The organism is Mycobacterium sp. NGS49 (assembly GCF_059812565.1).
This window is the reverse complement of record NZ_JCALCX010000005.1, coordinates 135425-158705: the sequence shown is the minus strand read 5'-3', so window position 1 is coordinate 158705 and position 23281 is coordinate 135425. Positions and strand designations below refer to the sequence as shown.

At 66.9% G+C, this 23281-nt stretch carries 21 protein-coding genes and 1 pseudogene; 15 read left to right on the top strand and 7 right to left on the bottom strand.

Going from position 1 to position 23281, the window contains the following annotated elements:
* Window positions 1–3: 3 nt before the first annotated feature.
* A complete protein-coding gene (locus tag AC5Y7D_RS06970; protein WP_499922569.1) occupies window positions 4–705 on the bottom strand; it encodes an LppX_LprAFG lipoprotein in 702 nt (233 codons plus the stop codon).
* 84 nt (window positions 706–789) lie between these two features.
* On the opposite strand from AC5Y7D_RS06970, the gene AC5Y7D_RS06965 reads away from it, so the two are divergent.
* The 10 genes from AC5Y7D_RS06965 (at window position 790) to AC5Y7D_RS06920 (ending at window position 10720) form a co-directional block, all read left to right on the top strand.
* Window positions 790–1395 carry a riboflavin synthase gene (locus AC5Y7D_RS06965; protein ID WP_499922568.1) on the top strand — a complete coding sequence of 202 codons (606 nt, stop codon included), beginning with the start codon at window positions 790–792 and terminating at the stop codon, window positions 1393–1395.
* A gap of 90 nt (window positions 1396–1485) precedes the next feature.
* Window positions 1486–2763, top strand: coding sequence for a bifunctional 3,4-dihydroxy-2-butanone-4-phosphate synthase/GTP cyclohydrolase II (locus AC5Y7D_RS06960; protein ID WP_499922567.1), 1278 nt, complete (start codon window positions 1486–1488; stop codon window positions 2761–2763).
* Window positions 2764–2776: 13 nt separating this feature from the next.
* Window positions 2777–3259, top strand: coding sequence for a 6,7-dimethyl-8-ribityllumazine synthase (gene ribH / locus AC5Y7D_RS06955; protein ID WP_499922566.1), 483 nt, complete (start codon window positions 2777–2779; stop codon window positions 3257–3259).
* Window positions 3256–3738 carry a PH domain-containing protein gene (locus AC5Y7D_RS06950; RefSeq protein ID WP_499922565.1) on the top strand — a complete coding sequence of 161 codons (483 nt, stop codon included), beginning with the start codon at window positions 3256–3258 and terminating at the stop codon, window positions 3736–3738. Before ribH ends, AC5Y7D_RS06950 begins: the two co-directional genes overlap by 4 nt.
* Before the next feature lie 24 nt (window positions 3739–3762).
* Entirely contained in the window at window positions 3763–4254 is a 492-nt protein-coding gene (locus AC5Y7D_RS06945; protein ID WP_499922564.1) for an Rv1419 family lectin, read from the top strand.
* Window positions 4255–4427: 173 nt separating this feature from the next.
* On the top strand, window positions 4428–6371 hold the full coding sequence (gene uvrC / locus AC5Y7D_RS06940; RefSeq protein ID WP_499922563.1) for an excinuclease ABC subunit UvrC: 1944 nt from the start codon (window positions 4428–4430) through the stop codon (window positions 6369–6371).
* The gene (gene rapZ / locus AC5Y7D_RS06935; protein WP_499922562.1) at window positions 6368–7252 is read left to right on the top strand and encodes an RNase adapter RapZ; all 885 of its coding nucleotides are present in this window, start codon (window positions 6368–6370) and stop codon (window positions 7250–7252) included. The genes uvrC and rapZ overlap by 4 nt, the downstream gene beginning before the upstream one ends.
* A complete protein-coding gene (gene yvcK / locus AC5Y7D_RS06930) occupies window positions 7249–8277 on the top strand; it encodes a uridine diphosphate-N-acetylglucosamine-binding protein YvcK (RefSeq protein ID WP_499922561.1) in 1029 nt (342 codons plus the stop codon). Before rapZ ends, yvcK begins: the two co-directional genes overlap by 4 nt.
* On the top strand, window positions 8274–9251 hold the full coding sequence (gene whiA / locus AC5Y7D_RS06925) for a DNA-binding protein WhiA (protein WP_499922560.1): 978 nt from the start codon (window positions 8274–8276) through the stop codon (window positions 9249–9251). The genes yvcK and whiA overlap by 4 nt, the downstream gene beginning before the upstream one ends.
* Window positions 9252–9337: 86 nt before the next feature.
* Window positions 9338–10720, top strand: a complete 1383-nt coding sequence (locus AC5Y7D_RS06920; RefSeq protein WP_499922559.1) for a WS/DGAT/MGAT family O-acyltransferase — start codon at window positions 9338–9340, stop codon at window positions 10718–10720.
* Window positions 10721–10724: 4 nt separating this feature from the next.
* Here the strand turns inward: AC5Y7D_RS06920 and AC5Y7D_RS06915 are convergent, their stop codons facing one another.
* From AC5Y7D_RS06915 to AC5Y7D_RS06900, 4 genes are all read right to left on the bottom strand, one after another.
* The gene (locus AC5Y7D_RS06915) at window positions 10725–12008 is read right to left on the bottom strand and encodes an alpha/beta hydrolase (protein WP_499922558.1); all 1284 of its coding nucleotides are present in this window, start codon (window positions 12006–12008) and stop codon (window positions 10725–10727) included.
* Entirely contained in the window at window positions 12005–13615 is a 1611-nt protein-coding gene (gene fadD12, locus AC5Y7D_RS06910; RefSeq protein WP_499922707.1) for an acyl-CoA ligase FadD12, read from the bottom strand. Before fadD12 ends, AC5Y7D_RS06915 begins: the two co-directional genes overlap by 4 nt.
* Before the next feature lie 15 nt (window positions 13616–13630).
* Entirely contained in the window at window positions 13631–14386 is a 756-nt protein-coding gene (locus tag AC5Y7D_RS06905; RefSeq protein WP_499922704.1) for a 1-acyl-sn-glycerol-3-phosphate acyltransferase, read from the bottom strand.
* A 209-nt stretch (window positions 14387–14595) separates the two neighbouring features.
* Window positions 14596–15804 carry an IS110 family RNA-guided transposase gene (locus tag AC5Y7D_RS06900; protein ID WP_499922702.1) on the bottom strand — a complete coding sequence of 403 codons (1209 nt, stop codon included), beginning with the start codon at window positions 15802–15804 and terminating at the stop codon, window positions 14596–14598.
* A 305-nt stretch (window positions 15805–16109) separates the two neighbouring features.
* Between AC5Y7D_RS06900 and AC5Y7D_RS06895 the strand changes: the two genes are divergently transcribed.
* From AC5Y7D_RS06895 to AC5Y7D_RS06880, 4 genes are all read left to right on the top strand, one after another.
* On the top strand, window positions 16110–17315 hold the full coding sequence (locus AC5Y7D_RS06895) for a PucR family transcriptional regulator (RefSeq protein WP_499922700.1): 1206 nt from the start codon (window positions 16110–16112) through the stop codon (window positions 17313–17315).
* 90 nt (window positions 17316–17405) lie between these two features.
* A complete protein-coding gene (locus tag AC5Y7D_RS06890) occupies window positions 17406–17720 on the top strand; it encodes a hypothetical protein (protein ID WP_499922557.1) in 315 nt (104 codons plus the stop codon).
* 114 nt (window positions 17721–17834) lie between these two features.
* Window positions 17835–19592 carry a DUF3556 domain-containing protein gene (locus AC5Y7D_RS06885; RefSeq protein WP_499922556.1) on the top strand — a complete coding sequence of 586 codons (1758 nt, stop codon included), beginning with the start codon at window positions 17835–17837 and terminating at the stop codon, window positions 19590–19592.
* An 8-nt stretch (window positions 19593–19600) separates the two neighbouring features.
* Complete coding sequence (locus AC5Y7D_RS06880; protein WP_499922699.1) at window positions 19601–21019, top strand: phytoene desaturase family protein; 1419 nt, start codon at window positions 19601–19603, stop codon at window positions 21017–21019.
* 75 nt (window positions 21020–21094) lie between these two features.
* On the opposite strand, the gene AC5Y7D_RS06875 is transcribed toward AC5Y7D_RS06880, so the two are convergent.
* Entirely contained in the window at window positions 21095–21628 is a 534-nt protein-coding gene (locus AC5Y7D_RS06875; RefSeq protein ID WP_499922697.1) for a hypothetical protein, read from the bottom strand.
* A gap of 99 nt (window positions 21629–21727) precedes the next feature.
* Window positions 21728–21958, bottom strand: a pseudogene (locus AC5Y7D_RS06870) (beta-xylosidase); the annotation flags it as partial.
* A gap of 290 nt (window positions 21959–22248) precedes the next feature.
* On the opposite strand from AC5Y7D_RS06870, the gene gap reads away from it, so the two are divergent.
* Window positions 22249–23280 (top strand): type I glyceraldehyde-3-phosphate dehydrogenase, encoded by a 1032-nt coding sequence (gene gap / locus AC5Y7D_RS06865; RefSeq protein ID WP_499922555.1) that lies wholly within the window; start codon window positions 22249–22251, stop codon window positions 23278–23280.
* The last annotated feature ends 1 nt before the right edge of the window (window position 23281 follow it).

Sequence of the window (23281 nt, the reverse complement as noted above, 5' to 3'; positions counted from 1 at the left end):
TTATCAGTTCTCCGTCGGCTTGGTGACCTGGACCTGTTGGCCCCAGTTCGACAGGGTCATCTGCACCCAATTGCCCGTGCCGCGTTCCAACTTGGCCTGCACCAGATGGTGATCACCGTTCTCCTGTACCCAGATGGTGGCCGGGACCGGTTCGCTGGCGCTGAAAGGTGGCGCAATCGCGTTCACCGCCTGGGCGGTGACTTTTCCGCTGATGCGGATGGCAGGTTGGCCGTTGATGTTGTCCCGCCCTTCGGCTTTGGGTTCGGTGAAATTCGCCAGCACGTTGGCCAAGCCCTTGTCCTGGCTCAAAATCTGCGACGGGTCATAGACGTCGGCGGCCTTGCCGAATGGGGTCCAGTTGTTCGGGCTCAGGGCGGCGTACAGGATCCCGTCTAACACCACGAAGTCGGCATCGATGTCAGATCCGGCGAATGTGAGCTTGACGTTTCCCTTGGCGGCGGTGGGCTCGGTGTTCAGATCACCGCTCAGCGACTTGATCGACAAGCCCGGGATCTTGCCGTTCACCGTCAGGATGATGTGCGCACTCTTGACGGCCTTGGTGGTTTCGGTGGCCTGCTTGAGCAAAGTGTTCGCGTCGGGCAGGGGACCGCCTTTGGCCTTTTTGGTGATCGTGCATCCTGCCACGAGCGTGATCGCGACGCTGAGCGCAGCGAGGACAGCCAGAAGACGGCGGGTCTTTTGCATACCCAGCATCGTAGAGGGTGGCCCCGACCCGGCCGGGAAACCAGGCGGGTGCCAAGGCGCGGGAACACTCATTAACCTGGTGCGATGTTCACCGGAATTGTCGAGGAACTCGGAGAGGTGACCGGCCGCGACGCGCTGGCCGACGCCGCGCGTCTGATCATCCGCGGGCCGACGGTCGCCTCCGACGCCGGCCATGGGGACTCGATCGCGGTCAACGGCGTGTGCCTGACGGTGGTGGACGTGCTGCCCGACGGCCAGTTCAGTGCCGACGTCATGGCCGAGACGCTCAACCGCTCCAACCTGGGTCACCTGCGTCCCGGCAGCCGGGTGAACCTCGAGCGCGCCGCGGCGCTCAACAGTCGCCTCGGTGGGCACATCGTGCAGGGCCACGTCGACGGCACCGGTGAAATCGTGGCCCGTACCCCCTCCGAGCACTGGGAGGTGGTGCGCGTCGAGATGCCCGCCTCGGTGGCGCGCTACGTGGTGGAGAAGGGCTCGATCACCGTCGACGGCATCTCTCTCACCGTCTCCGCTCTGGGCGCCGAATCCCGGGACTGGTTCGAGGTCTCGCTGATCCCGACCACCCGTGAGCTGACCACGCTGGGCACGGCCCCGGTGGGCACGCAGGTGAACCTCGAGGTGGACGTCATCGCCAAGTACGTGGAACGGCTGCTGCAGGCGCGGGGCTGACGGTACGGGTCGACTCCGGGAGAAGGCGCAATGACCACGGGGCCACGTGGTTCATACTGATTAGCAACAACGGCCAGGTAAGGAAGCAAGATGACGAGGTTGGACTCCGTCGAACGGGCGGTTGCCGACATTGCGGCGGGCAAGGCCGTGGTCGTCATCGATGACGAGGAACGCGAGAACGAAGGCGACCTGATCTTCGCGGCCGAAAAGGCCACCCCCGAACTGGTCGCGTTCATGGTTCGCTACACCTCGGGATATCTGTGCGTTCCGCTGGATGGCGAGATCTGCGACCGGTTGGGCCTGTTGCCGATGTACGCGGTGAACCAGGACAAGCACGGCACCGCGTACACCGTCACCGTCGACGCGAGAATCGGTGTGGGAACCGGGATCTCGGCCTCCGACCGGGCTACCACGATGCGCCTGCTGGCCGACCCGGCCAGTGTCTCCACAGATTTCACCCGGCCCGGTCACGTCGTCCCCTTGCGCGCGAAGGACGGTGGGGTGTTGCGCCGTCCCGGGCACACCGAGGCCGCCGTCGACCTGGCCCGGATGGCGGGGCTGCAACCGGCGGGCGCGATCTGCGAGATCGTCAGCCAAAAAGACGAGGGCTCGATGGCCCAGACCGACGAGTTGCGCGTGTTCGCCGACGAGCACGGGCTCGCCCTGATCACCATCGCCGACCTGATCGAGTGGCGCCGTAAGCACGAGAAACACATCGAGCGGATCGCCGAGGCCCGGATTCCCACCCGGCACGGCGAGTTCCGCGCGATCGGCTACGCCAGCATCTACGAGGATGTCGAGCACGTCGCGCTGGTTCGTGGTGACATCGTCGGGCCCAGCGGCGAGGGCGACGACGTGCTGGTGCGGGTGCACTCGGAGTGCCTGACCGGCGATGTGTTCGGCTCCCGTCGCTGCGACTGCGGCCCTCAACTGGACGCCGCGATGGCCATGGTCGCCCGCGAGGGACGCGGTGTCGTGCTGTACATGCGCGGACACGAGGGCCGGGGCATCGGGCTGATGCACAAACTGCAGGCCTATCAGCTACAGGACGCCGGCGAAGACACCGTGGACGCCAACCTCAAACTCGGACTGCCGGCTGACGCACGGGATTACGGGATCGGCGCCCAGATCCTCGTCGACCTCGGGGTGCGCTCGATGCGGCTGCTGACCAACAATCCCGCCAAACGGGTCGGCCTGGACGGCTATGGACTGCACATCATCGAAAGGGTGCCGTTGCCGGTACGCGCCAACGCGGAGAACATCCGCTACCTGATGACCAAGCGCGACAAGATGGGCCACGATCTGGTCGGCCTGGACGATTTTCACGAATCTGTGCACTTGCCAGGCGAATTCGGTGGTGCCCTGTGAGCGGTGGTGCCTGGTGAGCGGTGGCGCCGGCATACCGGACATGCCGGCGGTGGACGCGTCGGATGTGCGGCTGGGAATCGTCGCCAGCACCTGGCACGGCACCATCTGCGATGCGCTGCTCGCCGGTGCCCGCAGGGTGGCAACCGCGTCCGGGATCGACAGTCCCACGGTCGTGCGGGTGCTCGGCGCGATCGAGATTCCGGTGGTGGCCCAGGAGTTGGCTAGCAACCACGACGCCGTCGTTGCGCTCGGTGTGGTGATCCGTGGCCAGACACCGCATTTCGACTATGTCTGCGATGCGGTGACCCAGGGGCTGACCAGGGTTTCGCTGGACGCGTCGACCCCGGTGGCCAACGGCGTGCTGACCACGAACACCGAGGAACAGGCGCTGGACCGGGCGGGCTTGCCGTCGTCGGCCGAAGACAAGGGTGCTCAGGCGGCCGCGGCGGCCCTGACCACCGCGCTGACCTTGCGCGACCTGCGCGCCCAGTCGTGACGCAGCCGACCCGGCGCGGGGACCGCGACCCGCGGTGGGACCTGGTGTGCCGTCCCCACTTGACACCGATATTCGCCTACGGCGCGGCGGTTCTGATCCTGGTGGCGCACATCGCGGTCGGCCTGGTACTCAAGGCCGGCGCCACCGGTGTGGTTTTTCAGACAGCTGACCAGGTGGCGATGGTAGTGCTGGGTGTGATCCTGGCGGGCCTGGCGCTGTTGTTCACCCGACCGCGGCTACGCGTCGGATCGGCCGGCCTCTCGGTGCGTAATGTCTTCAGCGACAAGCTGATCCGCTGGCCGGATATCGTCGGTGTGTCGTTTCCGGCGGGCAGTCGCTGGGCGCGCATCGACCTGCCCGACGACGAGTACATCCCGGTGATGGCGATTCAGGCGGTGGACAAGGAGCGTGCCGTGCACGCGATGGACGCCGTCCGCGAGCAGCTGGCCCGCTACCGGCCGGACCTGCACGCCCGCTGAGGGCGCTGCCCATACGATGGCGGAATGCCGACTCTGAAGGGCCCGCGGTTTGCGGGCGGTGTGCGACGGACCCTTGTCCTAGTTGGCGCGACGTTCGGTGTCGCGCTGCTCGGCGCCGGTGAGGCGAGCGCCGACGACCCGGTCCGGTTGAAGAACCGGTTGGCCAACTTGTGTCTGGACGGCCCGAGCGGGGACTTCAACGCTGCGACGGTCCTCAACCCGTGCGACGAGTCGGAAACCCAGCGCTGGAACTTCAACTCGGACGGAACGATCGGGAGTGCGGCCTTCCCAGGGACCTGTCTGGCACTGGGCGTCGTGAACCAGTGGTTGGTGACGTTGGTCCCTTGCACCGGCTGGATCAGTCAGCGTTGGACTCTTCAGCCCAACGGTCAGCTCGCGAACGGTATCGGCCCGTGCCTCAGCGCCGGCTTCGGCAACCCGAATCCGGGGACTGCGGTGAACCGCCTCAATTGCGGCCTCGATGGCCCCGGCCAAGAGTGGGACCAGGTACCGTGACCGGTCCCGCCGTTCTATGTCGCGCCCGGCGCACATCATCGCGGCTGGGACAGCGGTCGGACCGCTTTCTCGACGTAAGTGACGCCACCTGCTGGGCGCCTCCTGGGTAGCCCACCCGAGCCGCCGGGCCCTGTCGTTCTGGGCGCTTGGTAGGCGACCACTAGCCTAGAGACGTGCCAGATCCCGCCTCGTACCGTCCCGCGCCCGGGTCCATCCCGGTCGAGCCGGGCGTCTACCGGTTCCGGGATGCCCACGGCCGTGTCATCTACGTCGGCAAGGCCAAGAGCCTGCGCAGCCGGCTGACGTCGTACTTCGCCGACATCGCCGGACTGCACCCCCGGACCCGCCAGATGGTGACCACCGCGGCCAAGGTCGAGTGGACGGTGGTCAATACCGAGGTCGAGGCGCTGCAGCTGGAATACAACTGGATCAAGGAGTTCGATCCGCGCTTCAACGTCCGCTACCGCGACGACAAGTCCTACCCGGTGCTGGCCGTCACCCTCAACGAGGAGTTCCCCCGGCTGATGGTCTACCGGGGCCCGCGGCGCAAAGGGGTGCGGTATTTCGGGCCGTACTCGCACGCGTGGGCGATCCGCGAGACGCTGGACCTGCTCACCCGGGTTTTCCCGGCCAGAACCTGCTCCAACGGAGTCTTCAAGCGACACAACCAGATCGACCGCCCGTGCCTGCTCGGCTACATCGACAAATGCTCGGCCCCGTGCGTCGGCCGGGTCAGTGCCGAGCAGCACCGCCAGATCGTGGGGGACTTCTGCGACTTCCTGTCCGGCAAGACCGAGCGATTCGCCCGTGAGCTGGAACAACAGATGCACGGGGCATCCGCCGAGCTGGATTTCGAACGTGCCGCGCGGCTGCGCGACGACCTGGGCGCACTGAAGCGGGCCATGGAGAAGCAGGCGGTGGTATTCGGCGACGGCACCGACGCCGACGTGATGGCCTTCGCCGACGACGATCTCGAGGCGGCGGTACAGGTCTTCCACGTGCGCGGCGGTCGGGTCCGTGGTCAGCGCGGCTGGATTGTGGAGAAGTCGGCAGACCCCGGCGACACCGGAGCCGAGCAGATCGTCGAGCAGTTCCTGACGCAGTTCTACGGCGAACAGGCCGAATTGGGTGGGGCCGCTGACGAATCCGTGAACCCGGTGCCGCGCGAGGTGCTGGTGCCCTGTCTGCCGTCCAACCACGACGAGCTGGCCAGCTGGCTCTCCGGGCTGCGTGGCGGCAAGGTCCGGCTGCGGGTGCCGCGGCGCGGCGACAAGCGGGCCCTCGCCGAGACCGTTCAGCGAAACGCGAAAGACGCACTGCAGCAACATAAATTGAAGCGGGCCGGCGATTTCAATGCCAGATCCGTTGCGCTGCAGAATATTCAGGAAGCCCTGGGCCTGGCCGACGCGCCGCTGCGCATCGAGTGTGTCGACATCAGCCACGTGCAGGGTACCGACGTGGTGGGCTCGCTGGTGGTCTTCGAGGACGGCTTGCCGCGCAAATCGGATTACCGGCACTTCGGGATCCGGGAGGCCGCGGGGGAGGGGCGCTCCGACGACGTGGCCTCCATCGCCGAGGTCACCCGGCGCCGGTTCTGGCGGCACCTCAACGATCAGCAGGATCCGAATCTGCTTTCCCCGGAGGGCAAGACACGCCGGTTCGCCTACCCGCCCAACCTGTTCGTCGTCGACGGCGGCGCGCCGCAGGTCAACGCGGCCGGCGCGGTGCTGGACGAGCTCGGCATCACTGACGTCGCCGTGATCGGCCTGGCCAAGCGGCTGGAAGAGATCTGGGTGCCCGCAGAGCCCGAACCGATCATCATGCCGCGTAACAGCGAAGGGCTGTATCTGCTGCAGCGGGTGCGCGACGAGGCGCACCGGTTTGCCATCGCCTACCATCGCAGCAAGCGATCCAAGCGGATGACGGCCTCGGCGCTGGATTCCGTACCCGGATTGGGTGAGCACCGGCGCAAGGCGCTGGTCACGCACTTCGGATCGATAGCCCGCCTCAAGGAGGCCACCGTCGACCAGATCACCGCCGTGCCGGGTATCGGTGTGGCCACCGCCACGGCCGTCCTCGAGGCACTACGGCCCGACGCGACGGGAGCTTCGGAATGACCGACAGCGACACCTCCGCCGGCATCGATGTCGTTCTGGTGACCGGGTTGTCGGGTGCCGGCCGCGGCACGGCCGCCAAGGTGCTCGAGGACCTCGGCTGGTACGTGGCCGACAACCTCCCGCCCCAGTTGATCACCCGCATGGTGGATTTCGGACTGGCCGCCGGATCGCGGATCACCCAGCTCGCCGTGGTGATGGACGTGCGCTCGCGCGGGTTCACCGGGGACTTGGACGAGGTTCGCAACGAACTGGCCACCCGCAACATCAGGCCACGGGTGGTGTTCATGGAGGCCTCCGACGACATGCTGGTGCGCCGCTACGAGAACAACCGCCGCAGTCACCCGCTGCAGGGCCAGCAGACACTGGCCGAAGGCATCGCCGCCGAGCGCCGGATGCTGGCCCCGGTGCGGGCCACCGCGGACCTGATCATCGACACCTCGACATTGTCGGTGCGCGGCCTGCGGGAAAGCATCGAGCGCGCCTTCGGTGGCAACGCCGGCGCGACCACCAGCGTCACGCTCGAGTCCTTCGGCTTCAAGTACGGCCTGCCGATGGACGCCGACATGGTGATGGACGTCCGGTTCCTGCCCAACCCACACTGGGTGGACGAGCTGCGCCCGCTGACCGGTCAACACGAGCCGGTACGCGACTACGTGTTGAGCCAACCGGGCGCGGCCGAATTCCTCGAGACCTACCATCGGCTGCTGTCGCTGGTGGTCGAGGGCTACCGGCGGGAGGGGAAGCGCTACATGACGGTCGCCATCGGCTGCACCGGCGGCAAGCACCGCAGCGTGGCGATCGCCGAGGCGCTGATGGGTCTGTTGCGATCCGATCCGCAACTGACGGTTCGGGCGCTGCACCGGGATCTGGGCCGCGAATGACCGACAACATCGTCGCGCTCGGCGGCGGCCACGGCCTGTACGCCACGCTGTCCGCGGCGCGCCGGCTCACCCCGCACGTCACCGCCATCGTCACGGTGGCCGACGACGGCGGCTCGTCGGGCCGGCTGCGCAGCGAACTGGACGTGGTCCCGCCGGGTGACTTGCGAATGGCGTTGGCGGCGTTGGCATCCGACAGTCCGCACGGCCGGTTGTGGGCGACCATCCTGCAGCACCGGTTCGGCGGCAGCGGCGCGCTGGCCGGGCACCCGATCGGGAACCTGCTGCTGGCCGGGGTCTCCGAGCTACTGGCCGACCCCGTCGCGGCCCTCGACGAGATCGGTCGCATCCTCGGGGTCAAGGGCAGGGTGCTGCCGATGTGCCCGATCGCCCTGCAGATCGAGGCGGACGTGTCGGGCCTGGAGTCCGATCCCCGCATGTTCCGGGTGATCCGGGGTCAGGTGGGGATCGCATCGACGCCCGGCAAGGTGCGCCGGGTGCGATTGCTGCCCGCCGACCCGCCTGCGACCCGGCAGGCCGTCGACGCCATCATGTCGGCCGAGCTGGTGGTGCTGGGACCCGGCTCGTGGTTCACCAGCGTGATCCCGCACGTCCTGGTGCCGGGGCTGCTCGAGGCGCTGCAGGCCACCCGGGCCCGCAAGGCGTTGGTGCTCAACCTGGTCGCCGAGCCGGGCGAAACGGCAGGCTTCTCGGTGGAACGCCATCTGCACGTGCTGGCCCAGCATGCGCCCGGTTTCACGGTCGACGAGGTCATCATCGACACCGACCGGGTGCCCAGCGACCGGGAACGTGATCACTTGCGCCGCACTGCGACACTGCTGCAGGCCGAGGTCCACTTCGCCGACGTGGCCCGACCTGGTACACCTTTACATGACCCGGGCAAGCTGGCGGCCGTGCTGGACGGGGTGCGCGTGCGAGACAGGGATCCGGCGGCGCCTGCGGTGAAGGCCACAGAAGAGGTACCGATCGAAGGTGTACGACCGAGGGGTGACGACGCGTGGCGATGACGACCGAAGTCAAGGACGAGCTGAGCCGTCTGGTAGTGAAGTCGGTCAGCGCGCGGCGCGCGGAGGTCACGTCCCTGCTGCGGTTTGCCGGCGGGTTGCACATCGTCGCGGGCCGGGTGGTCGTCGAGGCCGAGGTCGATCTGGGTAGTATCGCGCGCCGGCTGCGCAAGGACATCTTCGACCTCTACGGCTACAACGCGGTGGTGCACGTATTGTCGGCCAGCGGAATCCGCAAGAACACCCGCTACGTGCTGCGGGTGGCCACCGACGGTGAAGCACTGGCCCGTCAGACCGGGTTGCTCGACATGCGCGGACGTCCCGTCCGCGGCCTGCCGGCGCAGGTGGTGGGTGGCAGCATCGCCGACGCCGAAGCGGCGTGGCGGGGAGCCTTCCTGGCGCACGGCTCGTTAACCGAGCCGGGCCGGTCCTCGGCGCTGGAAGTGAGCTGCCCCGGGCCGGAGGCGGCGCTCGCTCTGGTCGGTGCGGCACGTCGGCTCGGGGTCAGTGCCAAGGCGCGTGAGGTGCGTGGCGCCGACCGGGTGGTGGTGCGCGACGGCGAGGCGATCGGAGCGTTGCTGACCCGGATGGGCGCCCAGGACACCCGGCTGGTCTGGGAGGAGCGCCGGCTGCGTCGCGAGGTCCGCGCCACGGCCAACCGGCTCGCGAATTTCGACGACGCCAATCTGCGCCGCTCGGCACGCGCCGCGGTGGCAGCGGCCGCCCGGGTGGAACGCGCGCTGGAGATACTCGGCGACACGGTGCCCGACCACCTGGCCACCGCAGGCAGGCTGCGAGTCGAGCACCGGCAGGCTTCGCTGGAGGAACTTGGTCGGCTCGCCGATCCGCCGATGACGAAAGATGCTGTGGCAGGACGTATCCGGCGCTTGCTATCGATGGCCGACCGAAAAGCGAAAGTGGACGGCATTCCCGACACCGAGTCCGCGGTGACCCCGGACCTGCTCGAAGACGCCTGAGCCGCATACGCTCGCGCGCCTCGCGCCCGTGTGACATTGTTGGAGATCGCTGGCTTCGGCGGGTGGCCGCGGGCTACGGTCGTGGGATGAAACGGCTCTCGAGTGTTGACGCGGCGTTCTGGTCTGCCGAAACCGCAGGCTGGCACATGCATGTCGGTGCGCTGGCGATTTGTGACCCCAGGAAGGCGCCCGACTACAGCTTTCAGCGACTCCGCGAACTGCTGATCGAGCGGCTGCCCGAGATCCCGCAGTTACGCTGGCGCGTAACCGGTGCCCCGCTCGGCCTGGACCGTCCCTGGTTCGTCGAGGATGAGGAACTCGACATCGACTTTCACATCCGGCGCATCGGTGTTCCGGCACCCGGCGGGCGCCGCGAGCTCGAGGAACTCGTCGGCAGACTGATGTCCTACAAGCTGGACCGCAGCCGGCCGCTGTGGGAACTCTGGGTGATCGAAGGTGTCGAAGGCGGCCGCATCGCCACGTTGACCAAGATGCACCACGCCATCGTCGACGGTGTCTCGGGCGCCGGGCTCGGTGAGATCCTTTTGGACGTCACCGTCGAACCGCGGCCCGCGCAGAAGGAAACGGTGGGATTCGTCGGCTTCACCATCCCGGGCCTGGAGCGACGTGCGCTGGGCGCGCTGATCAACGTCGGCATCATGACGCCGTTCCGCATCGCCCGGCTGCTGGAGCAGACCGTGCGTCAGCAGATCGCCGCCCTGGGTGTGGGCACCCGGCCGCCGCGCTACTTCGACGCCCCCAAGACCCGGTTCAATGCGACTGTGTCGCCGCACCGGCGCATCACCGGCTGCCGGGTGGAGCTGGAGCGGGTCAAGGCGGTCAAAGATGCGTTCGGCGTCAAGCTCAACGATGTGGTGCTCGCCCTGGTGTCCGGTGCGGCACGCGAATACCTGCAAAAGCGTGACGAGCTGCCCTACAAGCCGTTGATCGCGCAGATTCCGGTGTCGACCCGTACCGAAGAAAACAAGTCCGACGTGGGCAACCAGATCAGCTCGATGACGGCGTCCCTGGCCACCGACATCGACGATCCGGCCGAACGGCTCAAGGCCATCCACGAGAGCACGCAGAACGCCAAGGAAATGGCCAAAGCGCTTTCCGCACATCAGATTATGGGGCTCACCGAGACCACGCCGCCCGGGTTGCTGCAGCTCGCCGCGCGCGCCTACACCGCCAGCGGGCTGTCGCACAACCTGGCGCCGATCAACCTGGTCGTCTCCAACGTGCCGGGGCCGCCCGTCCCGCTGTACATGGCCGGTGCCAGACTGGATTCGCTGGTTCCGCTCGGGCCACCGGTCATGGACGTGGCGCTCAACATCACCTGCTTCTCCTACCAGAAGCACCTCGACTTCGGTTTCGTGACGACGCCGGAGGTGGCCAACGACATCGACGAGATGGCCGACGCCATCGAGCCGGCTTTGGCCGAGCTGGAACGCGCCGCCGGCCTGTAGGCGGTCAGAACTCGCGGTCGGTCGAGTAGTTCGTCACATACACCCAGGACAGGAACCGGGCGACCGCCTCGGCGGCCTTGTTGGCCCTGGGTGACCCGAAGATGTCGAATGCGTGCTGGGCATTGGGGAGTTCGGCATAGGCGACCGGGGCCTTGGACACCGATCGCAGCTCTTCGACGAACTCCCGTGCCTCGGACACCGGGATGAGCGAGTCGTCGGTTCCGTGCAGCACGAAAAACGGTGGCGCGTCGACGTGCACGTACCGCCGCGGGGAGGCCTCGAGGTAGATCTCGCGGTGCGTGTCGAATTTGTGCTTGACCACCAACCTTTCCAGCACCTGGACGAACTGCGCGCGCCCCGGCTCCTCGGTGGAATACCAGTCGTAGCGACCGTAGAACGGGACGGCGGCCATCACCGATGTGTCGGCGTCTTCGAAGCCGGGCTGGAATTTGGGGTCGTTGGGCGTCAGGGCGGCCAGGGCGGTCAGGTGACCGCCGGCCGAACCGCCGCTGAGCGCAACGAAGTTCGGATCTCCACCATAGGCTGCGATGTTCTCCTTGACCCAGGCCAGCGCGCGTTTGACGTCGACGATGTGGGCGGGCCAGGTGTGTCGCGGAGACACGCGGTAGTTCATCGACACGCACACCCAGCCGCGCGAAACCAGGTGAGTCATCAGGGGATAGGCCTGCGGGCGGCGCCACCCGATCATCCAGGCCCCGCCCGGAATCTGTAGCAGCACCGGGGCTTTGCCGTCCAGCGGGAGATCCCGTCGCCGCCAGATGTCGGCCAGGTTGGCCCGTCCGTGCGGCCCGTAGGACACGATGTTCTGCTTGTCGACGAAGCGGCGCCGCGCCACCGTGGTCCGCAGCGGCAGATTGCGTCGTCCGCGCCGGGTCGGCTCGGTGGGCAGTGCCTTGAGCTGCTCGGCGTAGTCGGCTCCGAGCTGTTCGGTCAGTCCCGCCTCCAACACCGGGCCGGGAGTCGTGATCCCGCGATAGCGGATCACGGCCAGGATCGCCCACGACCCCGCCGTCAACGCCAGCGCCACTTTGCCTTTCGCCCCTGCGAAGTCGCCGCGCCGGCCCCGGCGTACCGCGTCCAGCGCGGACACCGAGGCGTAGAGCCCCGGCACCTCCGAAGTGGGCCAGCCGAACCAGAAAACCGTCGGCGAGGCGTAGGGATTGCGGGTGATGGGGCGTAATCCGTTGACCGCGTTGACAAATTCCACCGTTGCCCGGGTCAGCGGTCGCGGGCGGCGCAGTTGTCGAAGCGCCCGTCGCACGTTCATGAGCCACTCACCTTGGCCTGCAGTTCGTTGCGCAGGATCTTGCCGGTGCTGCCCCGCGGCAGCTCGTCGAGCACCGTGATCTCGCGCGGCACCTTGTAATTGGCGAGGTTGTCCCGCACGTGCTGTTTGAGCGTCTCGACCGTTGCCGCGGCGCCCGGCTCCAGGACCACGAACGCCGCCAACCGCTGGCCGTACTGCTCGTCGTCCACGCCGATCACAGACGCCTCGGCCACCTCAGGATGAGCCGCGAGCGTCTTCTCCACCTCGATCGGGTAGACGTTCTCCCCGCCGGAGACGATCATCTCGTCGTCCCGGCCCACCACGAACAGACGTCCGTTCGCATCCAGGTATCCGACGTCTCCCGACGACATGTAGCCGGCGTGAAAGTTTTTCGTCTTGCCGGATGTGTAGCCGTCGAACTGACTTTCGTTGTGCACGTAGATGGTACCGACCTCACCGGTCGGCACTTCATTGAAGTCGGAGTCCAGGATCCGGATCTGGGTGCCCTCGGCCGGCTTTCCGGCGGTGTCGGGCGCCGCGCGCAGGTCCGCCGGCGTGGCGGTGGCGATCATGCCGGCCTCGGTGGCGTTGTAGTTGTTGTAGATGACGTCGCCGAACTGGTCCATGAACGCGACGACGACGTCGGGGCGCATCCGCGAACCGGATGCCGCGGCGAAGCGTAACGACTTGGCGCTGTATAGGTTTCGGACCTCGTCAGGCAGCTCCATGATGCGGTCGAACATCACCGGAACCACCGCCAGGCCCGTCGCCTGATGACGGTCGATCAGAGCAAGCGTCGCCTCGGGATCGAACTTGCGCCGGGTGATCACCGTGCAGGCCAACGAGGAGGCCAGCACCAACTGGGAGAACCCCCACGCGTGGAACATCGGCGCCACGATCACGATCGGCTCCTCGGCCCGCCACGGGGTGCGGTCCAGCACGCCTTTGAGCGTCTTGATTCCGCCACTACCACCAGAATGCTTGGCGCCTTTGGGAGTTCCGGTGGTGCCGGAAGTCAACAGGATCACTTTGCTTTTCTTGCCGGTGCGTTCGGGCCGCTGTCCGATGTGGGCCCGGATGAGCTTCTCGACGGTGTTGTCGTGCGGTTGGTCGACCCAGGCCACGATGCGGGTGGCATTCGGTGCGTCGGCCAGCGCACGGTCCACAGTCGCGGTGAACTCTTCGTCGTAGACGATGGCGTCCAGGCCTTCTCGGCTGACCACCTCGGCCAGCGCGGGGCCGGCGAAGGACGTGTTGAGCAACAGGATGTCCGCGCCGACCCTGTTGGCGGCCAACAACGCATCGACGAATCCGCGATGGTTGCGGCACATGATGCCGACCACCTTGGGCGTGCCGCCCGGCAGTGCCTGCAGCGCTGCGGCGAATGCGTGGCCGCGCTCATCGATTTGGCGCCAGGTGAGGGTGCCGAGTTCGTCGATCAGGCCGGGCCGGTCCGGACATCGTTGCGCGGCGCCGGCGAACCCGGAGGTGAAACCGATGCCCTCACGGCGCATGGCGGCTCCCATCCGCACATAGCGGTCGGGTCGCATCGGCGCGATCATGCCCGCGCGCCGCAGGGTGGTGATCAGACCGCGTACCTCTTGCAGACGAGACGCCACGGCTCAGCCCACAATCGGGAATCGACGTTTGGCGGCGAGCTCGTCGAGCCCCTGTTGCATCACCGACCGCACATACTCGTCGACTTCGTCGACGTCGGGGTCGTCGCCGAAATGCGCTGCGATATCGATAGGTTTCAGTACCTGCATGACGATCTTGGCGGGCAGCGGCAGGTTGGGCGGGATGGCGGCGCTGAACCCGAACGGGAAGCCGAACGACAGCGGCAGGATGTCGCTGCGCAGCAACCTTTTGATGCCCAGATTTCGGGCCAGCCAGGTGCCGCGAGTGAGGTACAGCTGGGTCTCCTGACCACCGATGCCGACCATGGGCACGATGGGCACTCCGGCTTCGATCGCGGTGCGGACGTAGCCCTTGCGACCGTTGAAGTCGATGACGTTCTCGGCGGCGGTGGGGCGGTACGCGTCGTAATCGCCGCCGGGAAAGACCACCACCACCCCGCCGGATCGCAGCGCCTCGGCGGCGTTCTTCCGGTTGGCCCGGATGTAGCCGGTCTTGCGGAAGAAGTCCGCCGTCGGGCCCATGAACAGGATGTCGTGGCTGAGCGTCAGCACCGGGCGGTCGTAGCCGAACTTGTCGTAGAAGTCGACACTGAGGATCGGGACGTCCATCGGGAACTGGCCACCGGAGTGATTGCCGACCACGAGGGCTCCGCCGGGCGGGAATTCATCGAGGCCGCGAACCTCGGACCGGAAGTAGGTCTTCACTATCGGGCGCATGACACTGACCATGCGCCTGGTCATTCCCGGGTCGAACTTCGCGATGTCGCCCCGGCCCGGTTTGTCGTTCACGTTGCTCACTGAGGCTCCCTTGCCGTCGAGTCCCTAGATCGTAGCGACCACCGGGCTGGGGCTGTGTGGGCATAGCTGACGAAATCGGTGCGTCGACGCCTTCGAGCGGGCACAGTGAGCAGTGCTCGATACCGCTTCAGAAGGGACTCTCAATGAAGAAGTCAAGCCGCCGATTCGGTGATTGGGGGTGAGTCGGCTTGCCAGGTGCGGTTGTCTCGGATGAGTGCGTAGAGGACGTTGGTGCGGCGTCGGGCCAGGCAGATCGTGGCTGGGATCGCTCGTTTGCCTTGGTCTCTTTTGCGCCGGTAGTAGGCCTTGGAATGCGGGTCACAGCGGATCGCGGTCAGTGCGGACATGTACATCACTCGGCGCAGTCGACGGCTGTAGCGCTTGGGCGTGTGCAGTCGGCCGGTGCGTTTTCCGGAGTCCTTGGATACCGGGGCCAGTCCGGCCCAGGCGGCGAGTTGGTCAGCCGATCCGATCAGCGCGGGATCGCCTACGGCGGCGAGGAATTCTGCGCCGAGCCGGAAGCCCATGCCGGGCAGGCTGGTGATCACCTCAGCGAGCGGATGGCGGCGAAATCGACCCTCGATATCGGCATCGGTGTTCTTGATGCGGTCATCGAGGGCGATCACCCCCTGCGCCAATTCGGCCACCAGTTTGGCGGCGACTTCTTCGCCGGGCAGGCGCACCGTTTGGGTCTTGGCGGCCGCCACCGCCGCCGCAGCGATCGTGGCTGCGTTGCGCACCCCGGCATCGGCCAGTATCCGCGTCAGCCGCGAAAGCCCCTTGTGACGAATCACTTTCGGTCTTTGATAGCGCGAGAGCAGCACCACCCAACCGCGATCCTGGGCCAGCCGGGCGGCCCGCTCCAGCGCCGGGCACACCGCGATGAGTTGCTGGCGCAGCCGGTTGATGGTGCGGGTGCGATCGGCCACCAGATCCGCGCGATGGGCGGTGAGCATCCGCAACTCGGTGATCAAGCCATCGTCAGCATGCAGCACCGGCAGATCCGCGCCACGCATGCGGGACTGGTCGGCGATCACCCGGGCGTCCTTGGCGTCGGTCTTGGCTTCACCGCCGCGGTAGGTCACCGAGGCCTGCCAGACCTGTCGGCCGGCCAAGTAGCGCACCGACTTACCGGCGTCGGCCAGCACCGTCAACAGCAGGCTGGCGTACACCGTGGTCAAATCCACCGTCCAGGTGACCTGTCCGGCCAACCCTTCGATCTCGCCGATCAGGTCGCGGATCGGTTGCTCATCATTGGCGAGCTTGCGCGAGAGCGCCACAGCGCCCTTGTCGTCGACCACGCACACCCAGTGGTGTTCCTTGCCGACATCCACACCAGCCCACAACTGGCCCGCCGCCATCGAACCTCCTCTTCGCTTGTTGCCCAACATGATCCCCATGGACAACTCCGCCAGCATTTCCTTAAACAAGCGATCACATCGCAGATCTCAATCAGTGGCCAGAGAAGTCCAGGCAGGCCGGGCGGCCAGTCCCTTCAAGCCGCACCCGCGGGCCGGCAACGATATGACAGCCCCACCCGGCCCACCCGGGTCACAGCACAACGTAACAACACGAAGTAACTGCACCTACGAACTTAAGGACGGCATGGGTGGCCGAGACAGGTGCTGGGGTCGGTTCCGGGTGCATCTCGGTCATCGCCCGACAGATGGACGCGATTCGCGACAGATTCATCGCTGAACTTTTCGACATGATGAAGGACGAGATACAGGGGCTCAAGCACGACCCCCGGCTGATGGACATGTGGCGTGCCAGCATCACCGAGAACTACGTCGCCGCCGTTCACTATCTCGAACGCGACGCGCCCACGGCGTTGCTCGAGGCTCCCGCTGCCGCCCTGGCCTATGCGCGGGCATCCGCGCAGCGCGACATTCCGTTGGCGCCGCTGGTGCGGGCGCACCGGCTGGGTCATGCGCGCTTCTTGGAGGTGGCGATGCAGTACGCATCGCTGTTGGCGCCGGAACAGCAGGTGCCGACCATCATCGACCTGGTCAACCGCTCGTCCCGCATCATCGATCTGGTCGCCGATCAGCTCATCCTGGCCTACGAAGACGAGCACGACAGGTGGCTCAGCCGGCGCAGCGGACTGCAGCAGCATTGGGTCAGCGAGTTGCTGACCGGGTCACCGGTGGACGTGCAGCGGGCTGAGAAGGTGCTGCGCTACGGACTCGACGGCCACCACGTCGGGGCCGTGGTGTGGGTGGATACCGCGGTGACCATCGACGAGGTGGTGGCGAGGTTCGACGAGGTGCGCTGCCTGATGGCCGCCGAGCTGGGCGCGACGGCCCGATCGCTGCTGGTGCCGACCGACGAACGCGAGGCCCGGCTTTGGTTTTCGGTCGCCGCTGCCCCCGATCCGGCCGCTCTGCGCACCGCCTTCGAGTCGGCGGGTGTGGGGGCGCGGGTGGCCTATGGCCGGTCATGCGACGGATTGCGCGGCTTTCGGATGTCGATGCGACAGGCCGAGTCGGTGAAGGCGGTGGTACTGGCCGGCGGGGACCGCCACGGCGCACCGGTCGTCGGCTACGACGACGTGGCGCCGGTGGCGTTGATGGCCGGCGACCTCGACGAGTTGCGGTGTTTCGTCGACGAGGTGCTCGGTGACCTCGCCGGTACCGGCGAGCGCAACGAATGGCTGCGTGAGACGCTGCGCGAATTCCTGCTCCGCAACCGAAGTTACCTGGCGACGGCGGAAGCGATGATGTTGCACCGCAACACGATTCAGTACCGTGTCGGTCAGGCGATGGAATTGTGCGCGCAGAACCTCGATGACCCCGACGCGGTGTTCAAGGTGCAGACCGCGTTGGAGGCCTGCCGGTGGATGGCGCCGGCTGTGCTGCGGGCACAAGTCTGATCTGCAGGTTCGGTGTCTGCGCATATGGTCGCGCGGCTTCCGGTGGCTTAGCGTTTGCCCACGTCATTCGTCGAATGGGAAGAGGTGGACATGGTTCGGCCCAGCAGCGCCGGCAGCCAGGCCGATTGGGTGCTGCGGCTGGTCAGCCAGATCTGCAAGCGGACCAATTTGCAGATGGACGTCTATCAACGGGCGATCGACCTCGCTGAAGCCGAGGGCCGTACTGAGCAGGTTCCTGCTCTGCGGCGGTTTCTGGGGCTGCACCGCCAGGACCGAAAACTCCTGTGCGAACTGATCGACCGTTCCCAGTCGACGGGGCAGCCGGCGGGCAAGCCATCCGTGCGTGATGAGGGGTCGCGTGGATGGCGTTGCCGGCGGGCCGGGTCCGGAACCGGACGAGATTGAATCACCTTTCACCGCAATAACTTCGGGCAAGTGCTCCGGTGGGGAGACAGGTCGGTCGCAGGTCCCCGATAGATTGGACTGGCCACTGAAATTCCCGCCTGGAATGAGGCCGCCATGGGATTCATCTCACCTGACCTTCCCGACGTCGATCACGCCGCCTGGCCGACGCAGTCGAGAGCAACGAGACTTCAGGTCGTCACCCGGCACTGGGCCGAGAACGGCTTCGGCACTCCCTATGCGGTGTACCTGCTCTATCTGATCAAGATCGGCTTGTACGTTGCGGTCCCCGCGGCGATCATCTCGCTGACTCCTGGGCTGGGCGGTCTGGGCCACATCGGCGAGTGGTGGACGCAACCGATCGTGTACCAGAAGGCAGTCATCTTCAGCCTGCTGTTCGAGGTCCTCGGCCTGGGCTGTGGATCAGGCCCACTCACCGGCCGCTTCATGCCACCGATCGGTGGGATCCTTTATTGGTTGCGGCCCAAGACGATTCGCCTTCCGGCCTGGCCCGGCAAGGTGCCCTTCACCCGCGGCGATTCGCGCGGCATAGTCGACGTCGCGCTCTACGTCGTCGTGTTGGGCAGCGCCGTGTGGGCGTTGCTCGCACCAGGGCACGGCGGGCCGGTCACGGGCGCCGGGGACGTCGGTCTGATCGATCCGCTACTGGTGGTCCCAACGATCGTCGCGCTGACGTTGCTGGGCTTGCGCGACAAGACGATCTTCCTTGCCGCCCGCGGTGAGCACTACTGGCTGAAGCTGTTCGTGTTCTTCTTCCCGTTCACCGACCAGGTGGCGGCGTTCAAGATCATCATGCTCTGCCTCTGGTGGGGCGCCGCGACTTCCAAACTCAACCACCATTTTCCCTATGTGGTGGCCGTGATGACGAGCAACAACGCACTGCTGCGCAGCCGGCTTTTCCTTCCGGTCAAGCGCCTGCTCTACCGTGATCACGTCAACGATCTGCGCCCGACCTGGTTACCGAAGCTGATGGCCCACGTCGGCGGCACCACAGCGGAATTCATTGTGCCCACGGTGCTGGTGTTCTTCGCCGGCGATCACCCGTGGCGGTGGTTCCTGATCGGGTTCATGGTCCTATTCCACTTCAACATCCTGTCCAATCTGCCGATGGGAGTTCCGTTGGAGTGGAACGTGTTCTTCATCTTCTCGCTGTTCTACCTGTTCGGCCACTACGGCTCGATACGTGCCACCGACCTGAGATCTCCGTTGCTGCTGGCCCTCATCGCGGTCGCGGTGGTCATCGTGATCGCGGGAAACATGTTTCCCGAGAAGATTTCGTTCCTGCCCGCGATGCGCTACTACGCCGGAAACTGGGCCACCAGTATCTGGTGTTTCCGCGCGGGCACGGAGGACAAGATCGAAGGCAACGTGGTGAAAAGCTCTGCGCTGGTAGTCAATCAGCTCACCAAGCTGTACGGCGCCGACACCGCCGAGGTGATGTCGGACAAGGTGGGGGCGTTCCGCGCCATGCACACCCATGGGCGGGCGCTCAACGGTCTGGTGGCGCGCGCAGTGGGCAACGAGGCCGATTACCGCATGCGAGACGGCGAAGTGGTGGCCGGCCCGCTGGTCGGGTGGAACTTCGGTGAAGGCCATCTGCACAACGAGCAGCTGCTGGAGGCGGTGCAACGGCGCTGCAACTTCGAGGAAGGCGATGTGCGGGTCATCGTTCTCGAGGGTCAGCCGATCCACATCCAGAAGCAGTGGTACCGCATCGTCGACGCCAAGACGGGTCTGATCGAATCCGGCTACGTCAACGTCAGCGACATGCTGACCCGCCAACCGTGGCCGGAGCCGGGCGACGAGTTTCCGGTTCATGTCACAACGCAGCCAGTGGTGCACGGAACCGCATGACCAAGATCCTGAACAAGGCGGTTGTCGTCGGCGCCGGGCCCAACGGCCTGGCCGCGGCGATCCACCTCGCCAGGCAGGGCATCGAGGTGCATGTCCTGGAGGCCCAGGACACCATCGGTGGGGGAGTGCGCTCGGGTGAGTTGACGGTGCCCGGGGTCATCCACGACTACTGCTCGGCGTTTCATCCACTGGGGGTCGGATCACCGTTCTGGAAGGAGATCGACCTCGAGAGCTACGGACTTTCCTGGAAGTGGCCGCAGGCCGACTGCGCCCACCCCCTTGACGACGGCACCGCCGCCATGCTCTACCAATCGGTCACCAAGACGGCCAAGGGGCTGGGCGCCGACCGCCGGCGGTGGAAAGCGGCAGTGGGTGGCCTGGCCAAAGGCTTCGACGACCTGGCCGAGGACCTGTTACGCCCGGTCATCAACGTTCCACGCCACCCGGTGCGGCTCGCGCTGTTCGGTCCGCGCGCGGTGCTGCCCGCCACCACGGTGGCCGGCTACTTCCGCACCGAACAGGCACGCGCCCTTTACGGCGGCGCGGCGGCGCACGCTTACACGCGACTGGACCGGCCGCTGACCGCATCCCTGGGATTGATGATTCTGGCCAGCGGGCACCGCTACGGCTGGCCGGTCGCCGAAGGCGGGTCCGGTGCGATCACCCGGGCCCTGGGTGCGGCGCTGCGTGCCGAAGGCGGACAGGTCACCACCGGCGTCAAGGTCACGAGTCGCCGCGATATCCCGACCGCGGACATCGTCATGCTCGACCTCAACCCGGCTCAAGTGCTGGCCATCTATGGCTATGCGATGCCCACCCGGATCAAGCGGTCCTACCGCCGCTACCGCGAGGGATCGTCGGCTTTCAAGGTGGACTTCGCCATCGAAGGCGACATCCCCTGGACGAATCCGGACTGCGCCCGAGCGGGGACCGTGCATCTCGGGGGCAGCTTCGAGGAGATCGCGGACACCGAACGGCGACGGGCGCAGGGCACTATGGTGCGGCGCCCGTTTGTACTGCTCGGACAGCAGTACGTGGCCGATCCGTCGCGCTCGGCGGGCAGTGTCAATCCGATCTACGCCTACGCGCACGTTCCGTTCGGCTACACCGGCGACGCGACCGCCGCGATCATCGACCAGATCGAGCGGTTCGCACCGGGATTCCGCGACCGCATCATCGCCACGGTGAGCACCAGCACCGCCGAACTGGAAGCCCGCAATGCCAACCACATCGGCGGCGACATCATCGGCGGCGCCAACGACAGGCTGCAGATCCTGTTCCGGCCGCGCATCGCGATCGATCCCTATCGGATCGGCGTGCCGGGCGTCTACCTGTGCTCGCAGTCTGCGCCGCCGGGTGCGGGAATTCACGGATTATGCGGGTATCACGCCGCGGAATCAGCGTTGCGCTGGTTGCGCTCGAAATAATTCGGCGGCACTACTGCGCCCGGACGTGCATTCTTCAACTCCGGGGCAGTCCTGCCCGCGGCTGTGACCAGCGATTCAGCCCGCGGCCCCGGTGGGGCCGGGCATAACCGGCTGGCCGGGCACGGGTCCACCCGTCGGCGCCGGTCCGGTCGGGTCGCCTTTCCCGGTTCCGGACATGGTGGTGATGGGGGCGCCTACCGGCGCCGGGACGCCAGCGGGCAGGGGAGCGCCGACCGGTACGGGCGCGCCGATGGGGACGGGTGCGCCGACCGGCACCGGCGCCCCGACCGGGACGGGTGCGCCGATGGGGACGGGTGCGCCAATAGGGATGGGTGCGCCGATGGGGACCGGTGCGCCGATGGGGACCGGTGCGCCGATGGGGACCGGTGCGCCGATGGGGACGGGTGCGCCGATCGGTACGGGTGCGCCGATGGGGACGGGTGCGCCGATGGGGACGGGTGCGCCGATGGGTACCGGAGCCGCGACCGGCCCGGGCACCACCAGCGGGGCCGCGGCCGGCACCGCCGCCCCGACCGGGCCGGGTACGACCACCGGCACTCCGGACATGCCGGTGATGGGAGCGCTGGCCGGACCGCCGCACACCTCCACGGGCGCTGCACCGGCCGCGGGTGCGGCTCCACCACCGGCCGGAGCTCCACCGGCGCCTGCCGGTCCTCCACCCGCCGGTGCTCCGCCCGCGCCGGCCGCTGCACCGCCGGCTGCAGGTCCGCCGTAAGCGCAGCACGCCGGTGCGCCGGCCGCTGCTCCGGCGGGTGCGCCTTCGGCAACGCCCGCCGTGCCTGACATTCCCTGGATGCACGCGGTGCCGCCCGTTTTCAGCGGCACGGCCGCCGCACTCGGGCTCAGTGCCAGTGCGGCCCCGCACACCCCCGCGGCGGCAGCAATCATCTTGAGGTTGAATCGATCAGCGATCGTCATCAACGTCAACTCCTTAAGTCGCGCTCCAGCAGAACCGTCTGGCCTTCCTGCACGGCCGCCACGATTGTTAGACGCGGATCCAAGACACCAACGGCGCCGCACCGTGCCGTTTCCAAATGGTGACGTTCACCGGAGTTTCCGCCCTTCACGTCGGGCCGCGGCGTGACGCGGTGTGGGGTCCGCGCACGTCGCCGAGTCCGGCGGTCTTACCGGCAAAGCGACCGTTAGGGCACTGATCTAGGCTGACCAAGAGCGCTGTGAGAAGCGGACACGAGGAAGAGGAGAGACACGTGACGGTCCGAGTTGGCATCAACGGCTTTGGTCGAATCGGACGCAACTTCTACCGGGCCCTGCTGGCTCAGCAGGAGCAGCGCTCAGCAAGTTCTGGGGCCGACATCGAGGTGGTGGCCGTCAACGACATCACCGACAACCACACGTTGGCGCATCTGCTGAAATTCGACTCGATCCTGGGCCGGCTGCCCTATGACGTGAGCCTGGAGGGCGAGGACACGATTGTGGTGGGCCCGGCCAAGATCAAGGCGCTGGAGGTGCGTGAAGGCCCGGCGGCCATGCCATGGGGCGATCTGGGTGTGGACGTGGTGGTGGAGTCCACCGGCCTGTTCACCAACGCCGCCAAGGCCAAGGGCCACCTCGAGGCCGGTGCCAAGAAGGTGATCATCTCCGCCCCGGCCACCGACCCCGACATCACCATCGTGCTGGGGGTCAACGACGACAAATACGACGGCAGCCAGAACATCATCTCCAACGCCTCGTGCACGACGAACTGTCTGGCGCCGGTCACCAAGGTGCTCGATGACGAGTTCGGCATCGTGCGCGGCTTGATGACCACCATCCACGCCTACACCCAGGACCAGAACCTGCAGGACGGCCCGCACAAGGACCTGCGCCGGGCCCGGGCGGCGGCGTTGAACATCGTGCCGACCTCCACCGGTGCGGCCAAGGCCATCGGGTTGGTGATGCCCCAGCTCAAAGGCAAGCTGGACGGGTATGCGCTGCGGGTGCCGATTCCGACCGGATCGGTGACCGACCTCACCGCGGAGCTGTCCAAGTCTGCCACCGCCGAGGACATCAACGCCGCGATGAAGGCCGCCGCCGACGGCCCGATGAAGGGCATCCTGAAGTACTACGACGCCCCCATCGTGTCCAGCGACATCGTCACCGACCCGCACAGCTCGATCTTCGACTCGGGGCTGACCAAAGTGATCGGCAACCAGGCCAAAGTCGTCGCTTGGTACGACAACGAGTGGGGCTACTCCAACCGCCTCATCGACCTCGTCAAGCTCGTCGGCAAGTCGCTCTAGC

What these genes read in the sequence shown, in the direction of transcription:
- AC5Y7D_RS06970 (WP_499922569.1), bottom strand. Translation starts at nt 705, where the DNA reads ATGCAAAAGACCCGCCGTCTTCTGGCTGTCCTCGCTGCGCTCAGCGTC.
- AC5Y7D_RS06965 (WP_499922568.1), top strand. Translation starts at nt 790, where the DNA reads ATGTTCACCGGAATTGTCGAGGAACTCGGAGAGGTGACCGGCCGCGAC.
- AC5Y7D_RS06960 (WP_499922567.1), top strand. Translation starts at nt 1,486, where the DNA reads ATGACGAGGTTGGACTCCGTCGAACGGGCGGTTGCCGACATTGCGGCG.
- AC5Y7D_RS06945 (WP_499922564.1), top strand. Translation starts at nt 3,763, where the DNA reads ATGCCGACTCTGAAGGGCCCGCGGTTTGCGGGCGGTGTGCGACGGACC.
- rapZ (WP_499922562.1), top strand. Translation starts at nt 6,368, where the DNA reads ATGACCGACAGCGACACCTCCGCCGGCATCGATGTCGTTCTGGTGACC.
- yvcK (WP_499922561.1), top strand. Translation starts at nt 7,249, where the DNA reads ATGACCGACAACATCGTCGCGCTCGGCGGCGGCCACGGCCTGTACGCC.
- whiA (WP_499922560.1), top strand. Translation starts at nt 8,274, where the DNA reads ATGACGACCGAAGTCAAGGACGAGCTGAGCCGTCTGGTAGTGAAGTCG.
- AC5Y7D_RS06920 (WP_499922559.1), top strand. Translation starts at nt 9,338, where the DNA reads ATGAAACGGCTCTCGAGTGTTGACGCGGCGTTCTGGTCTGCCGAAACC.
- AC5Y7D_RS06915 (WP_499922558.1), bottom strand. Translation starts at nt 12,008, where the DNA reads ATGAACGTGCGACGGGCGCTTCGACAACTGCGCCGCCCGCGACCGCTG.
- AC5Y7D_RS06905 (WP_499922704.1), bottom strand. Translation starts at nt 14,386, where the DNA reads ATGACCAGGCGCATGGTCAGTGTCATGCGCCCGATAGTGAAGACCTAC.
- AC5Y7D_RS06900 (WP_499922702.1), bottom strand. Translation starts at nt 15,804, where the DNA reads ATGGCGGCGGGCCAGTTGTGGGCTGGTGTGGATGTCGGCAAGGAACAC.
- AC5Y7D_RS06895 (WP_499922700.1), top strand. Translation starts at nt 16,110, where the DNA reads ATGGACGCGATTCGCGACAGATTCATCGCTGAACTTTTCGACATGATG.
- AC5Y7D_RS06890 (WP_499922557.1), top strand. Translation starts at nt 17,406, where the DNA reads ATGGTTCGGCCCAGCAGCGCCGGCAGCCAGGCCGATTGGGTGCTGCGG.
- AC5Y7D_RS06885 (WP_499922556.1), top strand. Translation starts at nt 17,835, where the DNA reads ATGGGATTCATCTCACCTGACCTTCCCGACGTCGATCACGCCGCCTGG.